At 62.6% G+C, this 18,807-nt stretch carries 18 protein-coding genes; 11 read left to right on the plus strand and 7 right to left on the minus strand.

Annotated features, from left to right (window positions below):
* Positions 1-46 precede the first annotated feature (46 nt).
* From HAHE_RS03410 to HAHE_RS03420, 3 genes are all read left to right on the plus strand, one after another.
* Entirely contained in the window at positions 47-1,147 is a 1,101-nt protein-coding gene (locus HAHE_RS03410) for a Xaa-Pro peptidase family protein (protein WP_338688646.1), read from the plus strand.
* Positions 1,148-1,150: 3 nt separating this feature from the next.
* Positions 1,151-2,050, plus strand: a complete 900-nt coding sequence (locus HAHE_RS03415; RefSeq protein ID WP_338688648.1) for an aminotransferase class IV — start codon at positions 1,151-1,153, stop codon at positions 2,048-2,050.
* 391 nt (positions 2,051-2,441) lie between these two features.
* Positions 2,442-3,914: a PA14 domain-containing protein gene (locus tag HAHE_RS03420; protein WP_338688650.1), complete on the plus strand. Its 1,473-nt coding sequence runs from the start codon at positions 2,442-2,444 to the stop codon at positions 3,912-3,914.
* A gap of 436 nt (positions 3,915-4,350) precedes the next feature.
* On the opposite strand, the gene HAHE_RS03425 is transcribed toward HAHE_RS03420, so the two are convergent.
* Entirely contained in the window at positions 4,351-5,688 is a 1,338-nt protein-coding gene (locus tag HAHE_RS03425) for an integron integrase (RefSeq protein ID WP_338688652.1), read from the minus strand.
* A gap of 277 nt (positions 5,689-5,965) precedes the next feature.
* Here HAHE_RS03425 and HAHE_RS03430 point away from each other — a divergent pair, with 277 nt between their 5' ends.
* The 3 genes from HAHE_RS03430 to HAHE_RS03440 all read left to right on the plus strand — a co-directional run bounded on the left by HAHE_RS03430 (position 5,966) and on the right by HAHE_RS03440 (position 7,557).
* Complete coding sequence (locus HAHE_RS03430; RefSeq protein WP_338684810.1) at positions 5,966-6,577, plus strand: Ig-like domain-containing protein; 612 nt, start codon at positions 5,966-5,968, stop codon at positions 6,575-6,577.
* Positions 6,578-6,609: 32 nt separating this feature from the next.
* On the plus strand, positions 6,610-6,999 hold the full coding sequence (locus HAHE_RS03435) for a hypothetical protein (protein ID WP_338688654.1): 390 nt from the start codon (positions 6,610-6,612) through the stop codon (positions 6,997-6,999).
* Between the two features lie 162 nt (positions 7,000-7,161).
* Complete coding sequence (locus tag HAHE_RS03440) at positions 7,162-7,557, plus strand: hypothetical protein (protein ID WP_338688656.1); 396 nt, start codon at positions 7,162-7,164, stop codon at positions 7,555-7,557.
* 425 nt (positions 7,558-7,982) lie between these two features.
* Here the strand turns inward: HAHE_RS03440 and HAHE_RS03445 are convergent, their stop codons facing one another.
* Positions 7,983-9,050, minus strand: coding sequence for an IS110 family transposase (locus tag HAHE_RS03445; protein ID WP_338684835.1), 1,068 nt, complete (start codon positions 9,048-9,050; stop codon positions 7,983-7,985).
* 938 nt (positions 9,051-9,988) lie between these two features.
* Here HAHE_RS03445 and HAHE_RS03450 point away from each other — a divergent pair.
* Positions 9,989-10,123 carry a hypothetical protein gene (locus tag HAHE_RS03450; protein WP_338685015.1) on the plus strand — a complete coding sequence of 45 codons (135 nt, stop codon included), beginning with the start codon at positions 9,989-9,991 and terminating at the stop codon, positions 10,121-10,123.
* 102 nt (positions 10,124-10,225) lie between these two features.
* On the plus strand, positions 10,226-10,798 hold the full coding sequence (locus HAHE_RS03455; protein WP_338688658.1) for a hypothetical protein: 573 nt from the start codon (positions 10,226-10,228) through the stop codon (positions 10,796-10,798).
* A gap of 425 nt (positions 10,799-11,223) precedes the next feature.
* Here the strand turns inward: HAHE_RS03455 and HAHE_RS03460 are convergent, their stop codons facing one another.
* Positions 11,224-12,291 carry an IS110 family transposase gene (locus tag HAHE_RS03460; RefSeq protein ID WP_338684835.1) on the minus strand — a complete coding sequence of 356 codons (1,068 nt, stop codon included), beginning with the start codon at positions 12,289-12,291 and terminating at the stop codon, positions 11,224-11,226.
* A gap of 154 nt (positions 12,292-12,445) precedes the next feature.
* Here HAHE_RS03460 and HAHE_RS03465 point away from each other — a divergent pair, with 154 nt between their 5' ends.
* Complete coding sequence (locus tag HAHE_RS03465) at positions 12,446-12,931, plus strand: hypothetical protein (protein ID WP_338688660.1); 486 nt, start codon at positions 12,446-12,448, stop codon at positions 12,929-12,931.
* Positions 12,932-13,413: 482 nt separating this feature from the next.
* Here HAHE_RS03465 and HAHE_RS03470 read toward each other — a convergent pair whose 3' ends face one another.
* Positions 13,414-14,322 carry a reverse transcriptase domain-containing protein gene (locus HAHE_RS03470; RefSeq protein WP_343218199.1) on the minus strand — a complete coding sequence of 303 codons (909 nt, stop codon included), beginning with the start codon at positions 14,320-14,322 and terminating at the stop codon, positions 13,414-13,416.
* Between the two features lie 151 nt (positions 14,323-14,473).
* Complete coding sequence (locus HAHE_RS03475; protein ID WP_338688662.1) at positions 14,474-14,980, minus strand: hypothetical protein; 507 nt, start codon at positions 14,978-14,980, stop codon at positions 14,474-14,476.
* Positions 14,981-15,517: 537 nt separating this feature from the next.
* Here HAHE_RS03475 and HAHE_RS03480 point away from each other — a divergent pair.
* Positions 15,518-16,003 (plus strand): hypothetical protein, encoded by a 486-nt coding sequence (locus tag HAHE_RS03480; protein WP_338688664.1) that lies wholly within the window; start codon positions 15,518-15,520, stop codon positions 16,001-16,003.
* Positions 16,004-16,270: 267 nt separating this feature from the next.
* Positions 16,271-16,618, plus strand: a complete 348-nt coding sequence (locus HAHE_RS03485; protein ID WP_338688666.1) for a hypothetical protein — start codon at positions 16,271-16,273, stop codon at positions 16,616-16,618.
* A gap of 28 nt (positions 16,619-16,646) precedes the next feature.
* Here the strand turns inward: HAHE_RS03485 and HAHE_RS03490 are convergent, their stop codons facing one another.
* Positions 16,647-18,227 carry a LamG domain-containing protein gene (locus tag HAHE_RS03490; protein WP_338688668.1) on the minus strand — a complete coding sequence of 527 codons (1,581 nt, stop codon included), beginning with the start codon at positions 18,225-18,227 and terminating at the stop codon, positions 16,647-16,649.
* On the minus strand, positions 18,224-18,766 hold the full coding sequence (locus HAHE_RS03495) for a sigma-70 family RNA polymerase sigma factor (protein WP_338688669.1): 543 nt from the start codon (positions 18,764-18,766) through the stop codon (positions 18,224-18,226). Before HAHE_RS03495 ends, HAHE_RS03490 begins: the two co-directional genes overlap by 4 nt.
* Positions 18,767-18,807 lie beyond the last annotated feature (41 nt).

The following is an 18,807-nucleotide window of genomic DNA, read 5'->3' on the forward strand; positions in this document are numbered from 1 at the left end:
GATTGCCAGCCATGCCACCGCATGGATCCTGCAACGCGGAAGCGCCATGAATGACCGACCTTTCGAGCCAAGGGAAATGCAGGCGCGGCTCGACGCGGTCCGCCGCTGGATGGCCGACAACGAACGCGACGCGCTCTACGTCACCCACCCGCCGAACGTCCGCTACCTGTCCGGCTTCCGCGGTGAACCGGCGGCGCTGTTCGTCGATCACGATCGGGCGATCCTCATCACCCACGATCGCAGCAGCCGGTGGGCGCGGGCGCAGACATCGACTTTCGAGGTCATCTGCGATCCCGATCCCGTCGTCCACGCCGGCAAACTCATGGAAGGCCCCGCACTTCGAATCGGCGTCGATCATCACATCCCCCACACCACCCTGCTCTCGCTCCGTGGGGCATGGAACCGGCACACGCTCGAACCCTCGGATGGCATCGAGTCGCTTCGCCGGATCAAGTCGGAAGCCGAGATCGCCATCCTCCGCGACAGCCAGGCGATCAACGAACGGATCTTCCGTCGCGTCCTCGAACACATCCGTCCAGGCATGACCGAAAGAGCCGCGCAAGGAGTGATGCTCGCCGAGATGGCGGCGGACGAAGCCGTGGACGGCCCGTCATTCACTCCGATCGTGGCCAGTGCGGGAAACGCATGGGAGATCCACCATCAGCCCGACAGCACGGTCCTCCGGCAAGGCGACATGGTCATCCTCGACCTCGGCGTGATGCATGCCGGTTACGCGTCCGACATGACCCGGACGATCTGCCTCGGACCGGCGACCGATGCGATGCGCGAGATTCACTCGCTCGTCGGTCGCGCCCAGCAGGCGGCATTCGATGCCATCCGGCACGGGATTTCGGCGTATGCCGCCGACGCCGCTGCGCGGAGCGTGATCGAAGCGGCCGGGCACGGCAGTGCGTTCACCCACGGACTGGGACACGGCATCGGTCTTGAAACCCACGATGCGGGCCTCCGGATGTCACCCTCAGCGCGCGACACCGAACTGCGGAATGGGATGGCGGTCACGGTCGAACCCGGAGTTTACCTTGAGGACCGGTTCGGCGTCCGCACCGAGGACGTGGTGATCGTCCGCGAGGACGGCATCGACAACCTCACCACATTCACCCACGAGCTGATCGAACTCCCCACCTGAGGCATGCTTCAAACCTACGACGAACGGAACCGCGACCTGAAGGTCTTCATCAACGGCGCGCTGGTCCATCGCGACGAGGCCGGCGTGAGCCCGTTCGACTCGGCCGTGCAGAACGGGGATGCGGTGTGGGAAGGATTGCGACTCTACAACGGACGCATCTTCCGCCTCCACCAACACCTCGACCGCCTTTACCGCAGCGCGGAAATGCTCCGCTACGAAGGGTTGCCCGAACGCGAAGAAGTCATCGAGGCGCTGCGACAGACGCTCGTCGCCAACGGCATGAAGGACGGCGTCCACGTCCGTCTGACCATCTCGAGGGGCATCAAATACACGTCGGGCCTCGATCCCCGCATCAACACCCAAGGCTGCTCTTTGTTCATCCTCGCGGAGTTCAAGCCACCGGTTTACTCGGACCAAGGGGTCCGTCTCGTCACTGTCAGCCAGAGACGCCCGTTTGCCGACGTCCTCGACCAGACGATCCACTCGTGCAACCAGCTTACCTCGATCCTCGCCAAGATGCAGGCGACCGATGCCGGTGCCGACGACGCCCTGATGCTCGACACCCGGGGCAACCTCGCCGAGACCAACGCCACCCACCTGTTTCTCGTCCGAAACGGCACGGTGATCACGCCGACCACCAAGGCCTGCCCCACCGGCATCACCCGCGCCACCCTGCTCGAACTCTGCGAAGCGAACGACATCCCGAGCGAAGTAAGGGACATCCCCGAGAAGGAGGTTCACGAAGCCGACGAGGTCTTCTGCACCGGCACCATGGGCGAGGTCGTCCCCGTCACCCGCATCGACGACACCAACTTCCACGACGGCCAAGCCGGTCCCCTCACCTCCCGTCTGGCCCAACTCTACCGCGACCTCACCCGGACCGAAGGCGATCTCTTGGTTTGAGCGGAGAGCGGAGAGCGGAGAGCGGAGAGCAGGGAGCAGGACCGAGAGCGAAGCCTCCCCAATACGCCCGCCACCGTGGTTCGTAGTTCCCCGTTTACGGGGTCGCGTCGGTCCGGCTCTCCAGCCACGGCCTGAAGCCATGACTCCCACAAGCTTCGCAAAATGAGCCGCCGTTCCCCGATCGCCATGGATGGAACCGCCAAGGCGCCAAGGCCGCAAAGGAAGGCATATCCATCCGTCTTGGCGTCCTTGGCGGCTTGGCGGTGAACCAAACCGAGTGAGAACCCTCAGAGAAAGCCCTCATGCGCCTCCTAGCCACTCCCCGCAAACCCGCATCGACCAAACGCACTCCGACACGATAGTTTCCCTCCCGTCACCCGTTCTCTCCCCGATGATTCGACCTTGGTTCATCCTCACTGCCGTCCTCACCGCTCCCGCCATCGCCCAGGACGGAGGCCAGCTTTACACCACCTACTGCAGCGCCTGCCACGCCGAGAACGGCATGGGCGCGACCGGCGGACAGTTCCCGCCGCTGGCCGGAAGCGAGTGGATCAAGGACACCCCCGACCGCGCGATTCAGATCGTCCTCCACGGACTCGAGGGACCGGTCGAGGTCAAAGGCCAGCCCTACAACCTCGCGATGCCCCCGCAGGGCGCGGTGCTGCCCGACGACCAGATCGCGGCGATCCTCACCTACGTTCGGTCGTCGTGGGGAAACGACGCCGGCAAGGTCACACCGGAGATGGTGACGAAGGCACGGGCCGCCACCGCCGACCGCGCCGCCCCTTGGACCGCAGCGGAGATCCTCAAGCTCCACCCGCTTCCCAAGACTCCCTCGCCGCTCAAGAACCTCACCTCCCGGGTCTACCACGGAAAGTGGGAGCACCTCCCCAAGTTCGACGAACTCACCGCCGAAAACTACGAAGAGGAACAGGACGGCATCATCAGTCTGAAGCACGCCGGCCGGAAGGACTTCTTCGGCATGGTTTGGGAGGCGGACTTCATCGCGCCCGGCGATGGCGAATACCTGTTCCGGTTCTCATGCAGCGACGGCGGGCGGGTCATCCTCGATGATCAGGTAATTCTCGAAGTCCACGGACGCGGACCGATGAATGGCGCGCGGACCGTGGCCTGCATCGAGGAACTGAAGGGTGGCTCGCACTCGTTCCGGGTCGAATACTACGAGTACGACGGGGACGAAGGCATCTCGCTGACGTGGTCGGGGCCCGACGGCAAGTTCTCCGGAGCCCTGACCGACACGGTCTTCCAGCGCCCGACGGAGGCGCCATCGATCCCGGTCGAGCCCACCGCCGGGCGGGCGGCGATCTTCCGCAGCTTCATCGACGGCACCACGCCCCGCGGGATCGGCATCGGATTCCCGGGTGGCGTCAATCTCGTCTACTCGGCCGACAACCTCGCGCCGGAACTCCTGTGGACCGGACCCTTCGTCGACGCCGGTGACCAATGGACCGGACGCGGTGTGAACCCGACACCGCCGGCCGGAGAAAACGTCGCGCGGCTCTCGCAAACCCCGGCCTTCCCGATCCAAGCCCGCTTCGAAGGCTACGAACTCGATCCCGCCGGCAACCCGACTTTCCTGGTCCGCATCGGCGACACCCACATCACGGATCACTACCAACCGGCCGGCGGCCACTCGTTCAAACGCACTCTCACCAGCAAGGGAGAATCGACCACCATTCTCATTTCCGAGACCCTCCCGGTCGAACCGCTCGAAGACGGCTGGCAGATCGGCGAACGCATCACCCTGCAGATCGGCGACGCCCACCCCATCCTCCGCAACAACCGGCTCTATCTCGAGTTGCCGAGTTCGGGAGCGACCACGCTGCGCTACACCCTGAAGTAAGCGGAGCCCACAGTCGGCTTCGAGCATCGGGGCCAGGGTCTAGGGGCCGGGAATGGAGCGCCGGTTATGAAACCGGCATCTTCCGTGAGGCCGAGCCGGTGATCAGTGGTCGGTGGCCAGTGGTCAGAAATGCAGCGCAGGACATGAAGCCGGCACCTTCCGTGAGGCCAAGCCGGTGATCAGAAGTTCGTGGCCGGTGGCCGGAAAAGGAGCGCCGGTTATGAAACCGGCATGTTCTGTGAGCCGGCGCCACCGAGATCGCAAGGCACACCGGTAAAAAAAGCCCCATCGGGGCTTCATCTTTTAGCCCAGGGTAAGCGCAGCGCACCCTGGGTCATCCATGCTCCGGCACAGCCGCACGTCTCAGATCAAGGCGGAGCCTTGATTCGCACCCAACTCTTCACTCTCCGCTCCAAGCTCTCCCCTCCAAGACTTCTCAGATCAAGGCGCAGCCTTGATTCGATCCAGACTCTCCGCTCCCCGCTCCGCACTCTCCGCTCTCATCCAGCGGACTCGTCACGCCAAGACCGCTCACACCCACCGCCACGTGGAGGTAGATCTCCGTCGTCGTGATGTCTTCGTGCCCCAGCAGTTCCTGGATCCTCCGCAAGTCCGTCCCGCCCTCCAGCAGGTGCGTGGCAAACGAATGGCGCAGCGCATGGCTCGTCACCCCTTTCTCGATCCCGGCCGCCGCCGCCGCGCGCTTGATCGCCCGGTTGTAAACGCTGTCGTGCAGGTGATGCCGGCGGATGATCCCCTCCGGCGCCCCTTCACTTCCAACCGTCGCCGGATCGACCGCCGTCTTCATCGCCGGAAACAACCAGAACCACTCGAACCCCTCCGCCGCACGCCGGAGTTTCCGCGCCAGCGCGTTGGGCATCCACACCCCGGCCAATCCCGCCTCGCGGTCCTCCAGCCATACCGCCCGCGCCGCCTCGATCTGCCGTGCCACCGCCTCCCGCAGGCTCTTGGGCAGCACCGTCATCCGGTCCTTGTCTCCTTTCCCGGCACGCACCGTCAGCGTGCCGCGCTGCAGGTCCACGTCCTTGATCCGCAAGCGCACCAGTTCCATCAGCCGCAGCCCGGCCCCGTACTGCAGTCGCGCCGCAAGCGCGTAGCGGGCCTCCCTTGCCTCCATCTTCGCGAAAAGCCTCCGCGTCTCCTCCTTCGAGAGCACCACCGGGACCTTCGCCGCCGTCTTGCGCAGCTTCACTCCGAAGACCGGATCCTCCACTCCGCACACCTTCTTGAAGAAGAACGCCAACGCGTTGAGCGCCTGCTTCTGGGTCGAGTAGGCGCAGTCCTCGTCCTCCACCACCGAGGTCAGGAAACGCGTGGCCGTTTCCACTTCCATCGCCGCGCGTTGGTCGCCGGCGAACCTCGCATACCGCGCCGCCCAGCCGCTGTAGCAGAGCTTCGTGCGCCTCGCCAATCCCAGCCTCGATCCCGCGCTGCGGACCGCCGCCCGGACCCGCTCCGGCAGACTCCGATGGTCCGCACCGGCCTCCGCGCAGGCCGCCAGCCATTCCAGATACCATTGAAGGGCCGCTTCCCACTGTTCGAGCTGCCATTTCTCCCGATCCACGCCTTCACGCAGCACCTCCTCGCGCCAGAAGAGCCGGGCCGCGGCGCGTCCCGCGGGCATCTCGCGACGGAGGCGGAAATTCTCGAACCATTCGAGGGTCATGAGAAACCCCTCTCGGTCGCGTTGCGCGACGCCGCGACACTCCGAAAGGTCCTTGCGCCAGCACCAGCGGTTTTTGATCGCGGTCATGACAGCCTCGATAGCGGGTGGAGGGAAGCGCATCAACCTTAAAATGTTCAAAAGAACACCTATGGCGCGCATGACCCTTGCTTTGGCCCGGTCGATTGTAGTCGGTATATCAGATTTTCCTCCGCCGGACCGCAGCCGTCCTTTCCGCCCCCGGATATCACGCTCCCGATCTCGGTTTCCCCTTGTGAAACCGGGGATTCACCCGTCATCCTGCCACCCAACGGTTCCCTGGATCTACGACCGGGAGCACCTACGAATAAATACTGTTCTGCTGAGAATGAGACAAGCGCTCCTCATCATCGGTTGCTGCTGTAGCGTGTCGCTTGCCCCGTTCGTCGTTGCTGAGCTGGAGGGCGAGTATCCGCCCCAACCACTTTGTGTCTACACGCTGGCCGACGACGACTACATCCGGGCGGGAGCGCCGAGAATTCCAGTTGTCGTCACTGTCCTCAATGCCAACGGCAAGCCAATCGAAGGTGCCGCCGTCGCGCTGATGCGACTTGGCGAGGGCGGATTCACCGAGAGCGATGTTCAGGGACCGGCGAATCCACGAACTGATGGATCCGGAACAGCGGTGCTCCAGTATCCGGCAACCACGACGATGAACTACCTTCTTGATTTGCCTGAGGTCCATCTCGATCTGATTGGCGCCATTACTGCCGTTCATCCGGATCTCGGGACGGCCAGTGTTGAACTCGGCGATCTCTACAAAGAGCCCTTGAAGCTATTTGACACCGCTATGACACCTTGGGTCACGGTCCGCTTCGGCCCAGAGCCCAAAACCAACAATGCAGAACAAGGCGGCGCTGGAGAACCCGCTACCCGCTCCGAGTCGGATTCGGAGGGTGGCCAGAAACCTCAACCAGAAGCGGAGGGGCGCTCCCGGTAGCGGGTCCCAGGCCTTCAACGTTCGGCTGAAGAATGAACCTTAGAGAGATCATCGAGGGTGAGGCGCCTCTGAGTGCGGACGAGATTGGAATGTATCTACCGTCAGAGCCTTACGGGAAGGTGCTGATCATTGCCGATGAATTGGAGGATGAGTCGCGAGAGCTCTTGGAGCAGCTCAGCACTCAGTGGGATTCCCTCTGGCCGAAGCTCCGATCGGAATTGGAGGAAGGGCTTGCAGACCATTCACGCTCTGGCCAAAGGCTCGAGGAGGGAGCGTTTTCCGCAAGCATTCGGCCACTGTATGAGGAGGATACCGACTTCGGAGCCGATTGTGAGCTGGTGATCACCTTCGACGTCGGCGGACCCCAGTGGGATTGCTCCCTGCGAGACGGAACGATTGTCCATTTCCAACCCGTTTTTTAGTGACCGGATAGGCCGTCCGGAACCAAACCGCCGAACAAGCCATGGAAGATCGACGCTCAACCGCCGTCTTGTTGAACGCCCCACCGGCGCCGAGCACCGTTCCCATTTCCTCGACGTGCGGCCTTGTGCTCGCGCGTCTTCACTGAGACGTTGTGCCAGAAAATGAACAAGGACGAGTATCTCGAGAAGTTCGTGTTCAATGGCCTTACCAATCTAAACCATGGGTTTGACGCAGAGGGCACCAAGTATTTCTCGGGATCGGAGTTTAGGTCGGTTCTTTGCCGAGTGGAGAAGCTAGGTATCGGCATTTATGGAATCGAACCATGGAAGAACGGGGATCTTTACGACGTCAGGGTGTGCGAGGATTACGAGCTTAATCCTTCAAACCCTCAATGGTATTGGAAGGCGTTCGAAGCCTTCACTAAGGAAGACCGAGGATTACTCTACGCTGCAACTTTTCACGTTCCCGAGCGCCTGCTAAATGAACAAGCACAACAAGCCGGCGATGGCGACGCCTACCAGCGGCCTTCCATGAGAAGGCAGTCAACTGGGAATTGAGGTTTGCCTCAACATTCGTTCTGGAGTGTTAGGATTGGAAGATGTCCCCCCGCTCCCCGGGGGGACGGGAGGGGCGAAGCCCCCGGATGGGGGTTTGGGGGGGAACCGAGTGTGGTCGAGCTGACCCCAGCTCGGCGGGGTGCGGGGCGGCAGCCCCGTGTCGTTACCGAGCGAGTGCTGCTGCGGCGGTCACGGAATGAAACAAGGCTCCGGGCTTCCATTCGCATTTGTCCGGCCCGCTTCCGTTTGGGGCCGGGTGCATGATTCGATCCTTGCTTCGTTGTTCTCATGGAGAGGGGTGGGACGCTGCCATCTTGTTAGCGCACTCGGGGCCTCTCGGCCTGGTGCTGCCGCGGTGCCGCAGTCGTCCCGAATCTGTTGGGAAGTCGTTTCATCGTGGGAAAAGGGTCGCCGTGCGCGGCGGGTCAGGCCGCTTCGGCGGGTTGTCCGGAATGGTGGAAGGGATCGTAGTCGAGTTCTCCGCGCCAGAGGGTGAGCATCAGGACCGCCAGCTTGCGGGCGACAGCGACGACGGCTTTCTTCTTCGCCCTGGGGCCACCCATGGCGGCAAGTTTCTCCCCGTGGCGTCTGAGCTCGCAGTCGATGCCGAAGTGACCGAGCAAGTATTGTGCGCAACCGATGAGCAGGCGTCTGAGGTAGGCGTTGCCGGCTTTGGAGATGCGCAGTTGCTTGTCGATGTCTCCGGACTGCTCGCGCCGCGGCACAAGTCCGAGGTAGGCGGCGACGTTGCGGTTGGAGGTGAAGCGTTCCGGATCACCGACGACGAGGACGAAGGTCAGGGCGGTGATGGGGCCGACTCCACGAATCTTCATGAGCCGGGCCGTGGCGGGATAGCGTGCGCAGGTCTCCTCGATGGACTTGTCGAGGCGATTGATGCCGGCGTTTAGCGAATCAAGGACCTCCAGTGAGGGTTCGATCATGGCGAGGATCTCCGCGTGTTCTCCGGCCAGGAACTCGCGGCAGCGTCTCGCCACGGCGGGTGTGCTGGATTTCGGAACGCGGATGCCGAGACTCTTGAGGGTCATGCGCACCGAGTTGAGGATGTCGACTCGGCGGGCAACGAGATTGTCACGCAACTTGACCTGAAGGAGGTCGCGCTGCGCCTGCTCGCTACCATGCTCGATGGGGTGGAGCAGCTCGCGGTCGGCGCGTGCGAGGCGGGCGAGCATGCGGGCGTCGTGGCGGTCGGACTTGCGGGTGTTGGCGTAGATGGCGCGAAGCTTGCGCGGGTTGGCGACGATGACCTCGTGACCACGCGAGGCGAGGAAGCGGCTCGTCCACGGACTGTGGGTTCCGACCTCCATGGCGATGGTGGCACCGGGGTGTTTTTCGGAGAGCCTGCGCAGTGACTCGCGATGGTTGGTGATCGTGCGCTCGTCGAGGATCGTGGCTGAGGCGTCGAGCGCGCAGATCGAGTGCTTCCGGTCTCCGAGGTCGATTCCGATGATGGTGGTCGATGATGTGGTATTCATGGCAGCAAGAGCTTACCCTTCTGGCGCTTCCGCGCCCTGCTGCCTTCTCATCTAATCTTGTTGAATTTCGTTCTAGGTGATTCAATCCCTTCAATCTGGCACGGAGCGCCGCCTTTGTTCGGGCGTCGCGCCATGCCTCAGACGTTGTGCAGCATATCGGAGCTCCGTGTTCCGGGGTTGATGATCCTGCTGGCGGATGGATCGAGGTTCATCGGAAGCGGTATCGAGCTCGGGCACTTGACCGACGCAGGTCGAGATCGTTCGGAGCATCACCGGCACACCGCTGACCAAGCTGCTTCGTGGGTCAGCCCTTTGGTCTTGCGGCGGACTGACTTCATGACTCGGCAGTGCAGCCCGGGGCGTCACATCGGCTTCGGGCGACTCTTCCCGGGTAGGCATCGACGACGCGGCGTGGCGGCTTCGGGAGCGGTGCGGAGCGATCCGGCAAGGCACCAAACCGTCCAAGCACAACAAGCCGTGGGTGGCGACGCCTCGCAGCGTCCGAGCCGGCTTCCATCCGCCACACGAGAGCGGACCGGGGCTGGGATTCCAGCTTGTAGGGGCGCGTCACCACTTTATCGTTCGCTATCAAAATGAGCCGACCACTTCGGGCAGCGATTCTGGTATGTAGCGTCTTGGGTTTGGTCGCGGCAGTGATCTTCGGGCTGATCCTCCCGAATCGCCCGCTGGACGAGGTCGCAGGTCTTTCGGAATCGACCTTCGATGATGCCGCCCGTGGGGGTTTGCCGCATTCAGCCACAAGGATCATGCGATACACCACCGGGTTCACGGATTCCGCCACATGGACCGCTTACACAGCAGATCGAGCGACGATCGAGAGAGCCAGTGAGGCTCTCACCCGAACGAGAATGGAGGATTGGGCACCGTGGGACCCTCAGCGGGCTCACAGCCTCAACCGACCCGCCCGCGCAGAACGCTTGAACCGTGGTTACTGGGATGTCGACGCCGTAGCCAAGGGCCGCTTTTATTCGTCATTCGACGGCTCGAACGGAGTGCAGGTTCTGATCGACACCGCACGGTGGAGAATCTTTATCCATCAGTTCAGCACCTAACAAAAACAAAGCGAACAAGCCGAAGATGGCGACCCCTCACAGCGGCCTTGTTACGTTTCCGTTCTGGTGGTTACCTACCCCATCGAGAATCGGAGCCCCGCCATGAGGGTCGGGATCGCCATTTCTCTGACGTTCGGCAGAAAATCGATGCACATTGCCGATCTCCTCGACGACGATCATTTCACGCAGTTCGAGGAGCGATTGTCGGAGCAATTTGGCCTCGAACGCTTCGTCGGTGACTCGATAGTCCGCGATCTGCTGCAGAAGGAGATCGAGGACTCCCGCTTTAACCTGGAGCAGTTGGCGATTTACTTTGCGAGGCGGACCGAGCACTTCGACCGATTTGCACGAGAGTGGTATCGTGACGCAAGCGGAACCGACTACGGAGAGGAGTTTGATCCCGTTGAGGGAGATCAGCAAGATCGACGAACCGGGCGGGAGGTGATTGGGATCAGCGAAGGCTTTACGATCTCCTACCTCCTACTTTTTTTATACGGCACGGAGTACCCCCGCGAACTCGAAGGGTGGATTCGCACGCGTCGGATTCCCGCAGCAAGCCATGTGGCCCGTGATGTACGTCGAGTGATCCGGGAGACAGCCAAAATTGCCGAACAAGGCGGAGATTGCGACGCTCCACCGCGGTCTTCCATGAGAAGGCAGTCAACTGGGAATTGAGGTTTGCCTCAACATTCGTTCTGGAGTGTTAGGATTGGAAGATGTCCCCCCGCTCCCCGGGGGGACGGGAGGGGCGAAGCCCCCGGATGGGGGTTTGGGGGGGAACCGAGTGTGGTCGAGCTGACCCCAGCTCGGCGGGGTGCGGGGCGGCAGCCCCGTGTCGTTACCGAGCGAGTGCTGCTGCGGCGGTCACGGAATGAAACAAGGCTCCGGGCTTCCATTCGCATTTGTCCGGCCCGCTTCCGTTTGGGGCCGGGTGCATGATTCGATCCTTGCTTCGTTGTTCTCATGGAGAGGGGTGGGACGCTGCCATCTTGTTAGCGCACTCGGGGCCTCTCGGCCTGGTGCTGCCGCGGTGCCGCAGTCGTCCCGAATCTGTTGGGAAGTCGTTTCATCGTGGGAAAAGGGTCGCCGTGCGCGGCGGGTCAGGCCGCTTCGGCGGGTTGTCCGGAATGGTGGAAGGGATCGTAGTCGAGTTCTCCGCGCCAGAGGGTGAGCATCAGGACCGCCAGCTTGCGGGCGACAGCGACGACGGCTTTCTTCTTCGCCCTGGGGCCACCCATGGCGGCAAGTTTCTCCCCGTGGCGTCTGAGCTCGCAGTCGATGCCGAAGTGACCGAGCAAGTATTGTGCGCAACCGATGAGCAGGCGTCTGAGGTAGGCGTTGCCGGCTTTGGAGATGCGCAGTTGCTTGTCGATGTCTCCGGACTGCTCGCGCCGCGGCACAAGTCCGAGGTAGGCGGCGACGTTGCGGTTGGAGGTGAAGCGTTCCGGATCACCGACGACGAGGACGAAGGTCAGGGCGGTGATGGGGCCGACTCCACGAATCTTCATGAGCCGGGCCGTGGCGGGATAGCGTGCGCAGGTCTCCTCGATGGACTTGTCGAGGCGATTGATGCCGGCGTTTAGCGAATCAAGGACCTCCAGTGAGGGTTCGATCATGGCGAGGATCTCCGCGTGTTCTCCGGCCAGGAACTCGCGGCAGCGTCTCGCCACGGCGGGTGTGCTGGATTTCGGAACGCGGATGCCGAGACTCTTGAGGGTCATGCGCACCGAGTTGAGGATGTCGACTCGGCGGGCAACGAGATTGTCACGCAACTTGACCTGAAGGAGGTCGCGCTGCGCCTGCTCGCTACCATGCTCGATGGGGTGGAGCAGCTCGCGGTCGGCGCGTGCGAGGCGGGCGAGCATGCGGGCGTCGTGGCGGTCGGACTTGCGGGTGTTGGCGTAGATGGCGCGAAGCTTGCGCGGGTTGGCGACGATGACCTCGTGACCACGCGAGGCGAGGAAGCGGCTCGTCCACGGACTGTGGGTTCCGACCTCCATGGCGATGGTGGCACCGGGGTGTTTTTCGGAGAGCCTGCGCAGTGACTCGCGATGGTTGGTGATCGTGCGCTCGTCGAGGATCGTGGCTGAGGCGTCGAGCGCGCAGATCGAGTGCTTCCGGTCTCCGAGGTCGATTCCGATGATGGTGGTCGATGATGTGGTATTCATGGCAGCAAGAGCTTACCCTTCTGGCGCTTCCGCGCCCTGCTGCCTTCTCATCTAATCTTGTTGAAGAGCCTGGTTGGTGGTTTGCTGCTCCCAACGGAATCGGCGCCGCCGCCATGAGGATCGCGTCGCCATTCCTTCAACGTTCTGTCTCGAAATGGTCCGCAATGGATTTGCAACGTTAGCTCTTGCATTCGGTGCGCAGCAGGTCGCGTGGACTCTCCTAGACTACGAGGGCCTGCAGAACTCTGATTATCCGCGTGACGCCTGGCCTTACGAAGTGAACCCTCTGTTCGGGGGCGTGATTGCTCTGATTGCAATCGTCGTGGCTCTAGCGTTCTACGAGAAGCGATGGTCGATTTCCAGAGCAGTTGGGTCCATCCTGGCGGTCGCAGCGGGCATCCACTTTTGGGTTTTGCGACACCCTGCTGAACCGTACAAAGATTATGGTGAGGACAATGTGGTAAGAATGATCGTCAATGAATTCTGGGTGGGCGTGATCATGCTTGTGGTATGTGGCATCGACTACGTGGTGCGGAGTGGGCAACGACAACCGACAATGACAGAACAAGTCGGTGGAGGATCGACGCCGATCAGCGGCCGTGTTGGATCGGACTCGTCAGACGCGGGCGGCCGTGATTGAGTTCTAGGAGGCGCGGCTAGCGCGTCTCACCTTCAACGTTCGACAGAGAACTCCGATACCAATGAGACTCACACTTGGAGGACGGTTGACGATGGCCGCAGCCGTGCTGTGGGCTCTCTCAATCTGCGGACAGCTTGTCGGTTCGGACGTTTTTGTTGGGGTGAGTTGGTGCGTGATGATCGCTCTGTCATTCCCGCTAGCGATTCTGAGTGGAGCAGTTTCCACCATGGGACCCGCACCGATTAGCAGTTGGATCTTGTATCTTGCACTCATGATCCCAAATTGCTTCGTTTGGGGATACGGATTGGCCGGACTTCTCCGCATCGCTCAGATCGCCATTCGGCCGTCTTCTGTCGACTGCTCAGTTCCTGATTACCCGACCGCAACGACCGAAAACCAAATTGTCGAATCGGGTCCCGGGGAGTAGTTAGCTCCCCGGTCCCACACCACCCTGCGTACGGCTCCGTACAGGGCGGTTCCGATCAGACCCGGGCTGACGGCCCGTAGTGAAGCTTGATCCATGTCGCCCTCATGTCGGGCACCCCTTGTTCCTCAAGCCAACGGTTGTGGAGTGCGTGTCGCACCAGTGACATCTGGCTCATCCGCCAGTAGCCTTTGCGGCTCCGCGACGCCTTATGCACTTCGTCCGGGGCGATGCCCAGCGCGAGGAGTTCGCGGCGCCGCGTGCGCGGTTGCTTCCATTGCTTCCAGTAATACAACCTCACCCTTCGCCTGACCCATTCCGCAAGCCGTTCGATCACCGTGTAGGTGCAACTGAGCTTGTAGTAGTTGAGCCAGCCAAGGACATACCGGCGCAGTTCGCCGATGACGTCCCGCACGGCGTGGCCCCGGTTGCGTCGGGTGATCCCGCGCACGCGCTCCTTGAAGCGGTGCAGCGCCTTGTCCGTCCACACCAGCCGGCCCTTGCGGTCCATGGCATAGCCGAGGAATTCGCAGAAGCCCAGCCGGGTGCAGCGGCTCTTGGCGCGGTTGACCACCAGTTTGAGCCGTCCTTCGCAGAAGCGGGCCAGGCTTGCCATCACCCGGCTCGCCGCCCTCGCGCTCCTGACCATGACGAGGAAGTCGTCGGCATATCTCGCGAACTTGTGTCCGCGTGCCTCCAGTTCCTTGTCGAGCGGGTCGAGCACGATGTTGGCGAGCAAAGGCGACAGCGGTCCGCCCTGCGGCACCCCGAGGGGCGTGGCCTCCCGCGTGCCGTCCGGCAGCACCACCCCGGCGGTCAGGTAGCGACGGATCAGCCCGAGCGTCACGCGACACCCGACCTTCTCCCGCAGCGCTTCCATCAACCGGTCGTGGTTGACCGTGTCGAAGAACGATTTCAGGTCGCAGTCCACGACGTGGCGGCGGCCTTCCGTCCAGCCGGACTCCATCTCGGCCACCGCGTCGTGCGCGGAATGGCCGGGCCGGTAGCCGTGGCAAAAGCGCCGAAGGCCTGTAGGCGCTTTGGACGGAGCGAAGCGCAGCCCCGAAGGGGTGAGGGGGCGGGCGGAGCCCCCGAATCAATGTTCGCTGAAGTCCGCTTCAAAGCGCGGACCCAGCACTTGCGCGACGGCCTGCTGGATCACCCGATCCAGCACCGTCGGAATCCCGAGGGGACGCCTTGTCCCGTCGGGCTTGGGAATCCACACCCGTCGAACGGGTGCGGGATGGTAGGTGCCATCCCTGATGGCTTCGGCGATCCTCGGCCACTCCGCCCGCGCGAACGCGGAATGCGGCGGTCGGCTTGCCGACCTTTTCCCTCGCTGGTTTCCGGAGGAGGAAACCACTGACCGGCATGGCGTGAGTGGAACGAGGGCAAAAGTCGTCGGCGGTCATGCCGTCGATGCCCGGAGCGCCCTTGTTGGCCTTCACGCGTTTCCACGCTGCGGCCAGGTTCTCCGGGTCGAGGATCTCCTCGATCATGGTTCTTGCTTGGGGGTCTCCATGCTTCCCGCCGCAGCGGCTCTCGTCCATGCCTCGCCTTCCGGCGTCGTCGGCTGGGGCGTCCGCCACGGGGTCGAAACCCTCCTCATCGGTTCGGTCCTTCATCGGCTGAGACCTCCGGCAGCTTTGCTGCGCTTCATCACGCTCCGGCTCGTTCTCCGACTACTACGACCTCCCTCCTTCGCCAAGGCTACGGCGGACAGGCTGCTGACTTCTCACTGTCCTGCGACGGTGAGATCTCCCCAGGTAATGGCACGTTGCTCTGCTGCACTGCCGCCGCATTTACCTCCACGGGCATACCAGACGCCTTCGGTGTGTTGTGCCACCTCGACGCGCCGTGTCGGCCTTCTATGCGGTTCTTGTCCATCGACTCACAGCTTTCCCATAGCCTTCCTTCATGCGTCCGGTCGCCCTCGCGCACTTGGCCTCTGGTAGTAGTTTCGTTTCATGTTCTGGTATTCCTACAGGGGACTTGAACCCCATTTACAACGTGCCCATGCTGGGCACACACAAGATGCTGATGGCGACCCCTTATAAGCGGCTTTGTTACGATCTTGCCGCCAGCGTCGGGGGCTGCTTGAGTGCTTGGGGCCGTCCCGGTCCGGTTCCGGGATCGCCATAGCGTTGACGTTCGCCACAGTAATGAAGAGCTGGGTCCGGATTGTCGGCGTGCTGGCGCTGCTTCTGGCCGTTGGAGGTCCAGTCGTCTGGGTTGTGACCCGACCGGACGAGTATCACACACCCGAACGTCGGGCTGCCAAGCGGCAGATGATCCAAGACATTGGCGAGCAGGTCGTCGACCTCGATCCTGAGAACCAGCTCAAGCGTTACGAATGGTGGGATGATGAGTTCATCCAGTTCTATGACGGATCGTGGATTGCCTACCGAGCCCAATGCCACAAGGTCGATCCGAAGGTTTACGACCTCTTTATCGGCCGCGCATCTGATGGGAATTGGTACTACTCGACCTACCACTTCTGCGTCGGGATGCTCGCGCTTCAGGGGCACGACCAGATGGACACCCTCGAGGACTTTATCTCTGAGTATGCCCTCGAGACCTTCGATGGCGCATCGGATCAAGCCCTACTTCCAACTTGGCCGGAACGAGCTTGGACCCAGCAGAACTAGATTCAACGGCGAACAAGGCACGGCTGCCGGCCACAATCAGCGGTCTTGTCGCAGACCGTTTTGGCAGCTAGACACCCGCTAATGAATCGCACCATCGATGCCCCGAGGGCTTACATTACCCGGACGTGCAGCGTTCCGTGCATTCGCTCTCGTTGCTTGCCGGCGGGATGATGTCCAGCTGCTAGTCAGATCGGCGGATCGGTCCCCGGGAGTCGCAAGTCTCCGGCCTCCACTGCCGTCAACCTCCCATCACCCCAACCGCATACCATGCGACCGAAATTCGATCCAAAAGAGGAATACCTCATCGCCTACTACCGGAATTCCACGAGCGCCGGAACGAAGAAGAACTGGCTCTACGACCTTGCCGTCCTTGTCGTGGGCGCGGGCCTTTTCGTGTTCGGACTGCTCCGCGCCGGCGACCCGACCTGGAGCATCATCGGCTTCGGATTGGTCGCCTACCGTCTGATCCAACTCACACTGGCCAGCGGCTCCTATGAAGGCACCTTCGCCGGGATCATCGAGAAATACGAAGCGGCGCTGGAAGAGCAGGATGGAAACACCGCACCCTCATTACTTGCCTCCGGAGGTGACGCTCCGGTCGAACCCGGCGACTGACGCCCTCTGACGGATCAGTTCGACTGACTCAACGGCCGTTGGCCGAGGCCGCGTCGTACTGATCCCGCACCTCCCCGGCGGTCAGCGACCGGTCCCAGAGCGCGATCTCATCGAGCATCCCGGTGAAGGCGTCACTCGTTTTCCACTCGGCACCCCCTTCTCCGCGATGCTTTGCGTTCAGACCGACCTTCCCGGCACGGACATTGATCCCGCGGAATGGCTCGGCTTCCCGCATCCGCACACCACGCTCCGACGCCGCAAGGTCACCATCCAGATACAGCGCGAGCTGCCCTTCACCCCACGACGCGACGACATGATGCCAGCGTCCGTCGTGAACCGTCCGGCCCGCCGCCAGCTGCACCGTGCGACTCCCGTCTTCCATCAGCACGTGAAGGGTTCCGTCCTTCATCAGGTAAACCTGAACCTCCTGCAAACCTTCCGCTTCCGACCCGGCGAACCAGAGGACCTCGCGGTGATTGAGGTTCCCATAGCGGCGGAACCAGAAGGAAACAGCGCCCTGCGACAGCGCAACACCTTGTGGACTGTCGAGATCGTAGATCACCGACTTCTCCGAGTTACCCGGCAGCACCGCGCAGGCGTTGGACTTCGAAATCCCGTCGAACCCCTCAAACGGTTGCGGGCCCGGCGAACCGGCTTCGACCAACAGGTCCGCCTGCCCGGGATGGTCGGGACGGACGCGGTTGAGAAACGCTCCCGAACCGATGTGATCAAGGTTCCAGTATCCGACCGGAGACTGCCGCAGCACTGCCGAGACGTAGGCGGAAGGTTTCTCCAGCAGGCGCGGGAGCGCGGGAAACGGATCGGTCTCAGCCGGTACCAGGAGGCGGTCACCATCGGCATCGAAGACCGAAGCATGGTCGGAGGCCGTCACGAGATGGGACGCTCCGCCTTCCACCCTGCTCGCACGCACCTTGCCATCCGTGACGGTCAGGATCGGCTGACCGTCGGTGCCGATCGCCACACCGAAGCGCGTGCCTATGTCGCGGAACTCCCAACCCGCGGCCGTCACGCACATCGGCTCGGACGCGGGAGCGGTCTCGATCCATAGTGAGCCACTTTCCACGACCGGATTGTGCAAGGTGGGAAAGCTGACCGTGGCCGGACCCTCGACAATCATCCGCGCACCACAGTCCATGGTGAAGCTGACCAAGCCCGTCGCGACCTCGACCGTCGAGCCTTCATGCAGCACTCCGTTCGATGCGACGTCGTCCTCGCCTCCGGACACACTCCATGCGGAGCCTGCGGGAGCCTCGATCGTGACGACGAGCGGCGGCTCCTGCCGGAGCGTGATGAAGGCCGCGACAAGCGCGGTGATGAGCAAAATCGCCGCGGCAGCGACCAGCGAGTTGGCAAACAGACGCCCCGCGGGTTTCGGCTCCGCAATCCTTGACGGGCAGCCGTCGAGCTCGGCACGGGAGGCCGCTTCCTGATGCATCGCTCCGACGAAGGCCATGTGCCGGCAGTAGCGTCGGAGGACGACCGGATCGTCGACCAGCAATCGCATCAGCAAGGCATGGTCCTGCGAGGAGATCCCTCCGTCCTCGAGGTCCTGGAAAAGCTGTTCGATCTGGCGGGGTGAGGGGTTCATGTCGCCACGGGCCCGTCGTCGGAGCCGAGTTCACGTTCGATGCACTTCTTCAACGCCGCGCGGATGCGGAAGAGCTGAACCTTGAGCACGCCGACCGAGTGGCCGGTGGAAACCGCGAAGTCCTGCAGGCGCGTCTTGTGCCAGTAGCGGTGCTGGATCAGCTCGCGCTCCTTGTCCTTCAATTTCCCGATGCAGCAATGGAGCGCCGCCAGGCGCCCTTCTTCTCCAGGCTTCGAAAGCAGATCCTCCATCTCGTCGGCAACCAGTTCCGCGGCATTTTCATCCAGCGTCACCCACCGCCGCGTCCGCAACGACGTGCGGTAACTCATCGCCTGGAAGCGCGCGACCGTCAGCGCCCATGACTTGAAGCACGTGCCGAGCTCGAAGGAATCGCGTTTGCGCCAGATGACCGAGTTCGTTTCCTGGATGACGTCGTCGACCCCGGGTGCGCCCGGCAGGAGCGAGATGATGAACGAGCGGATCACCCCCTGATGGTCGGCAATCAGGTGCACGAACTGTTCCTCCTGCTCGGGTGTCATGGCGCTCAATAAGGAATACGGAAAATGGGGGAAGGTTAACC

The organism is Haloferula helveola, assembly GCF_037076345.1.
Taxonomy (GTDB): Bacteria; Verrucomicrobiota; Verrucomicrobiia; order Verrucomicrobiales; family Akkermansiaceae; genus Haloferula; species Haloferula helveola.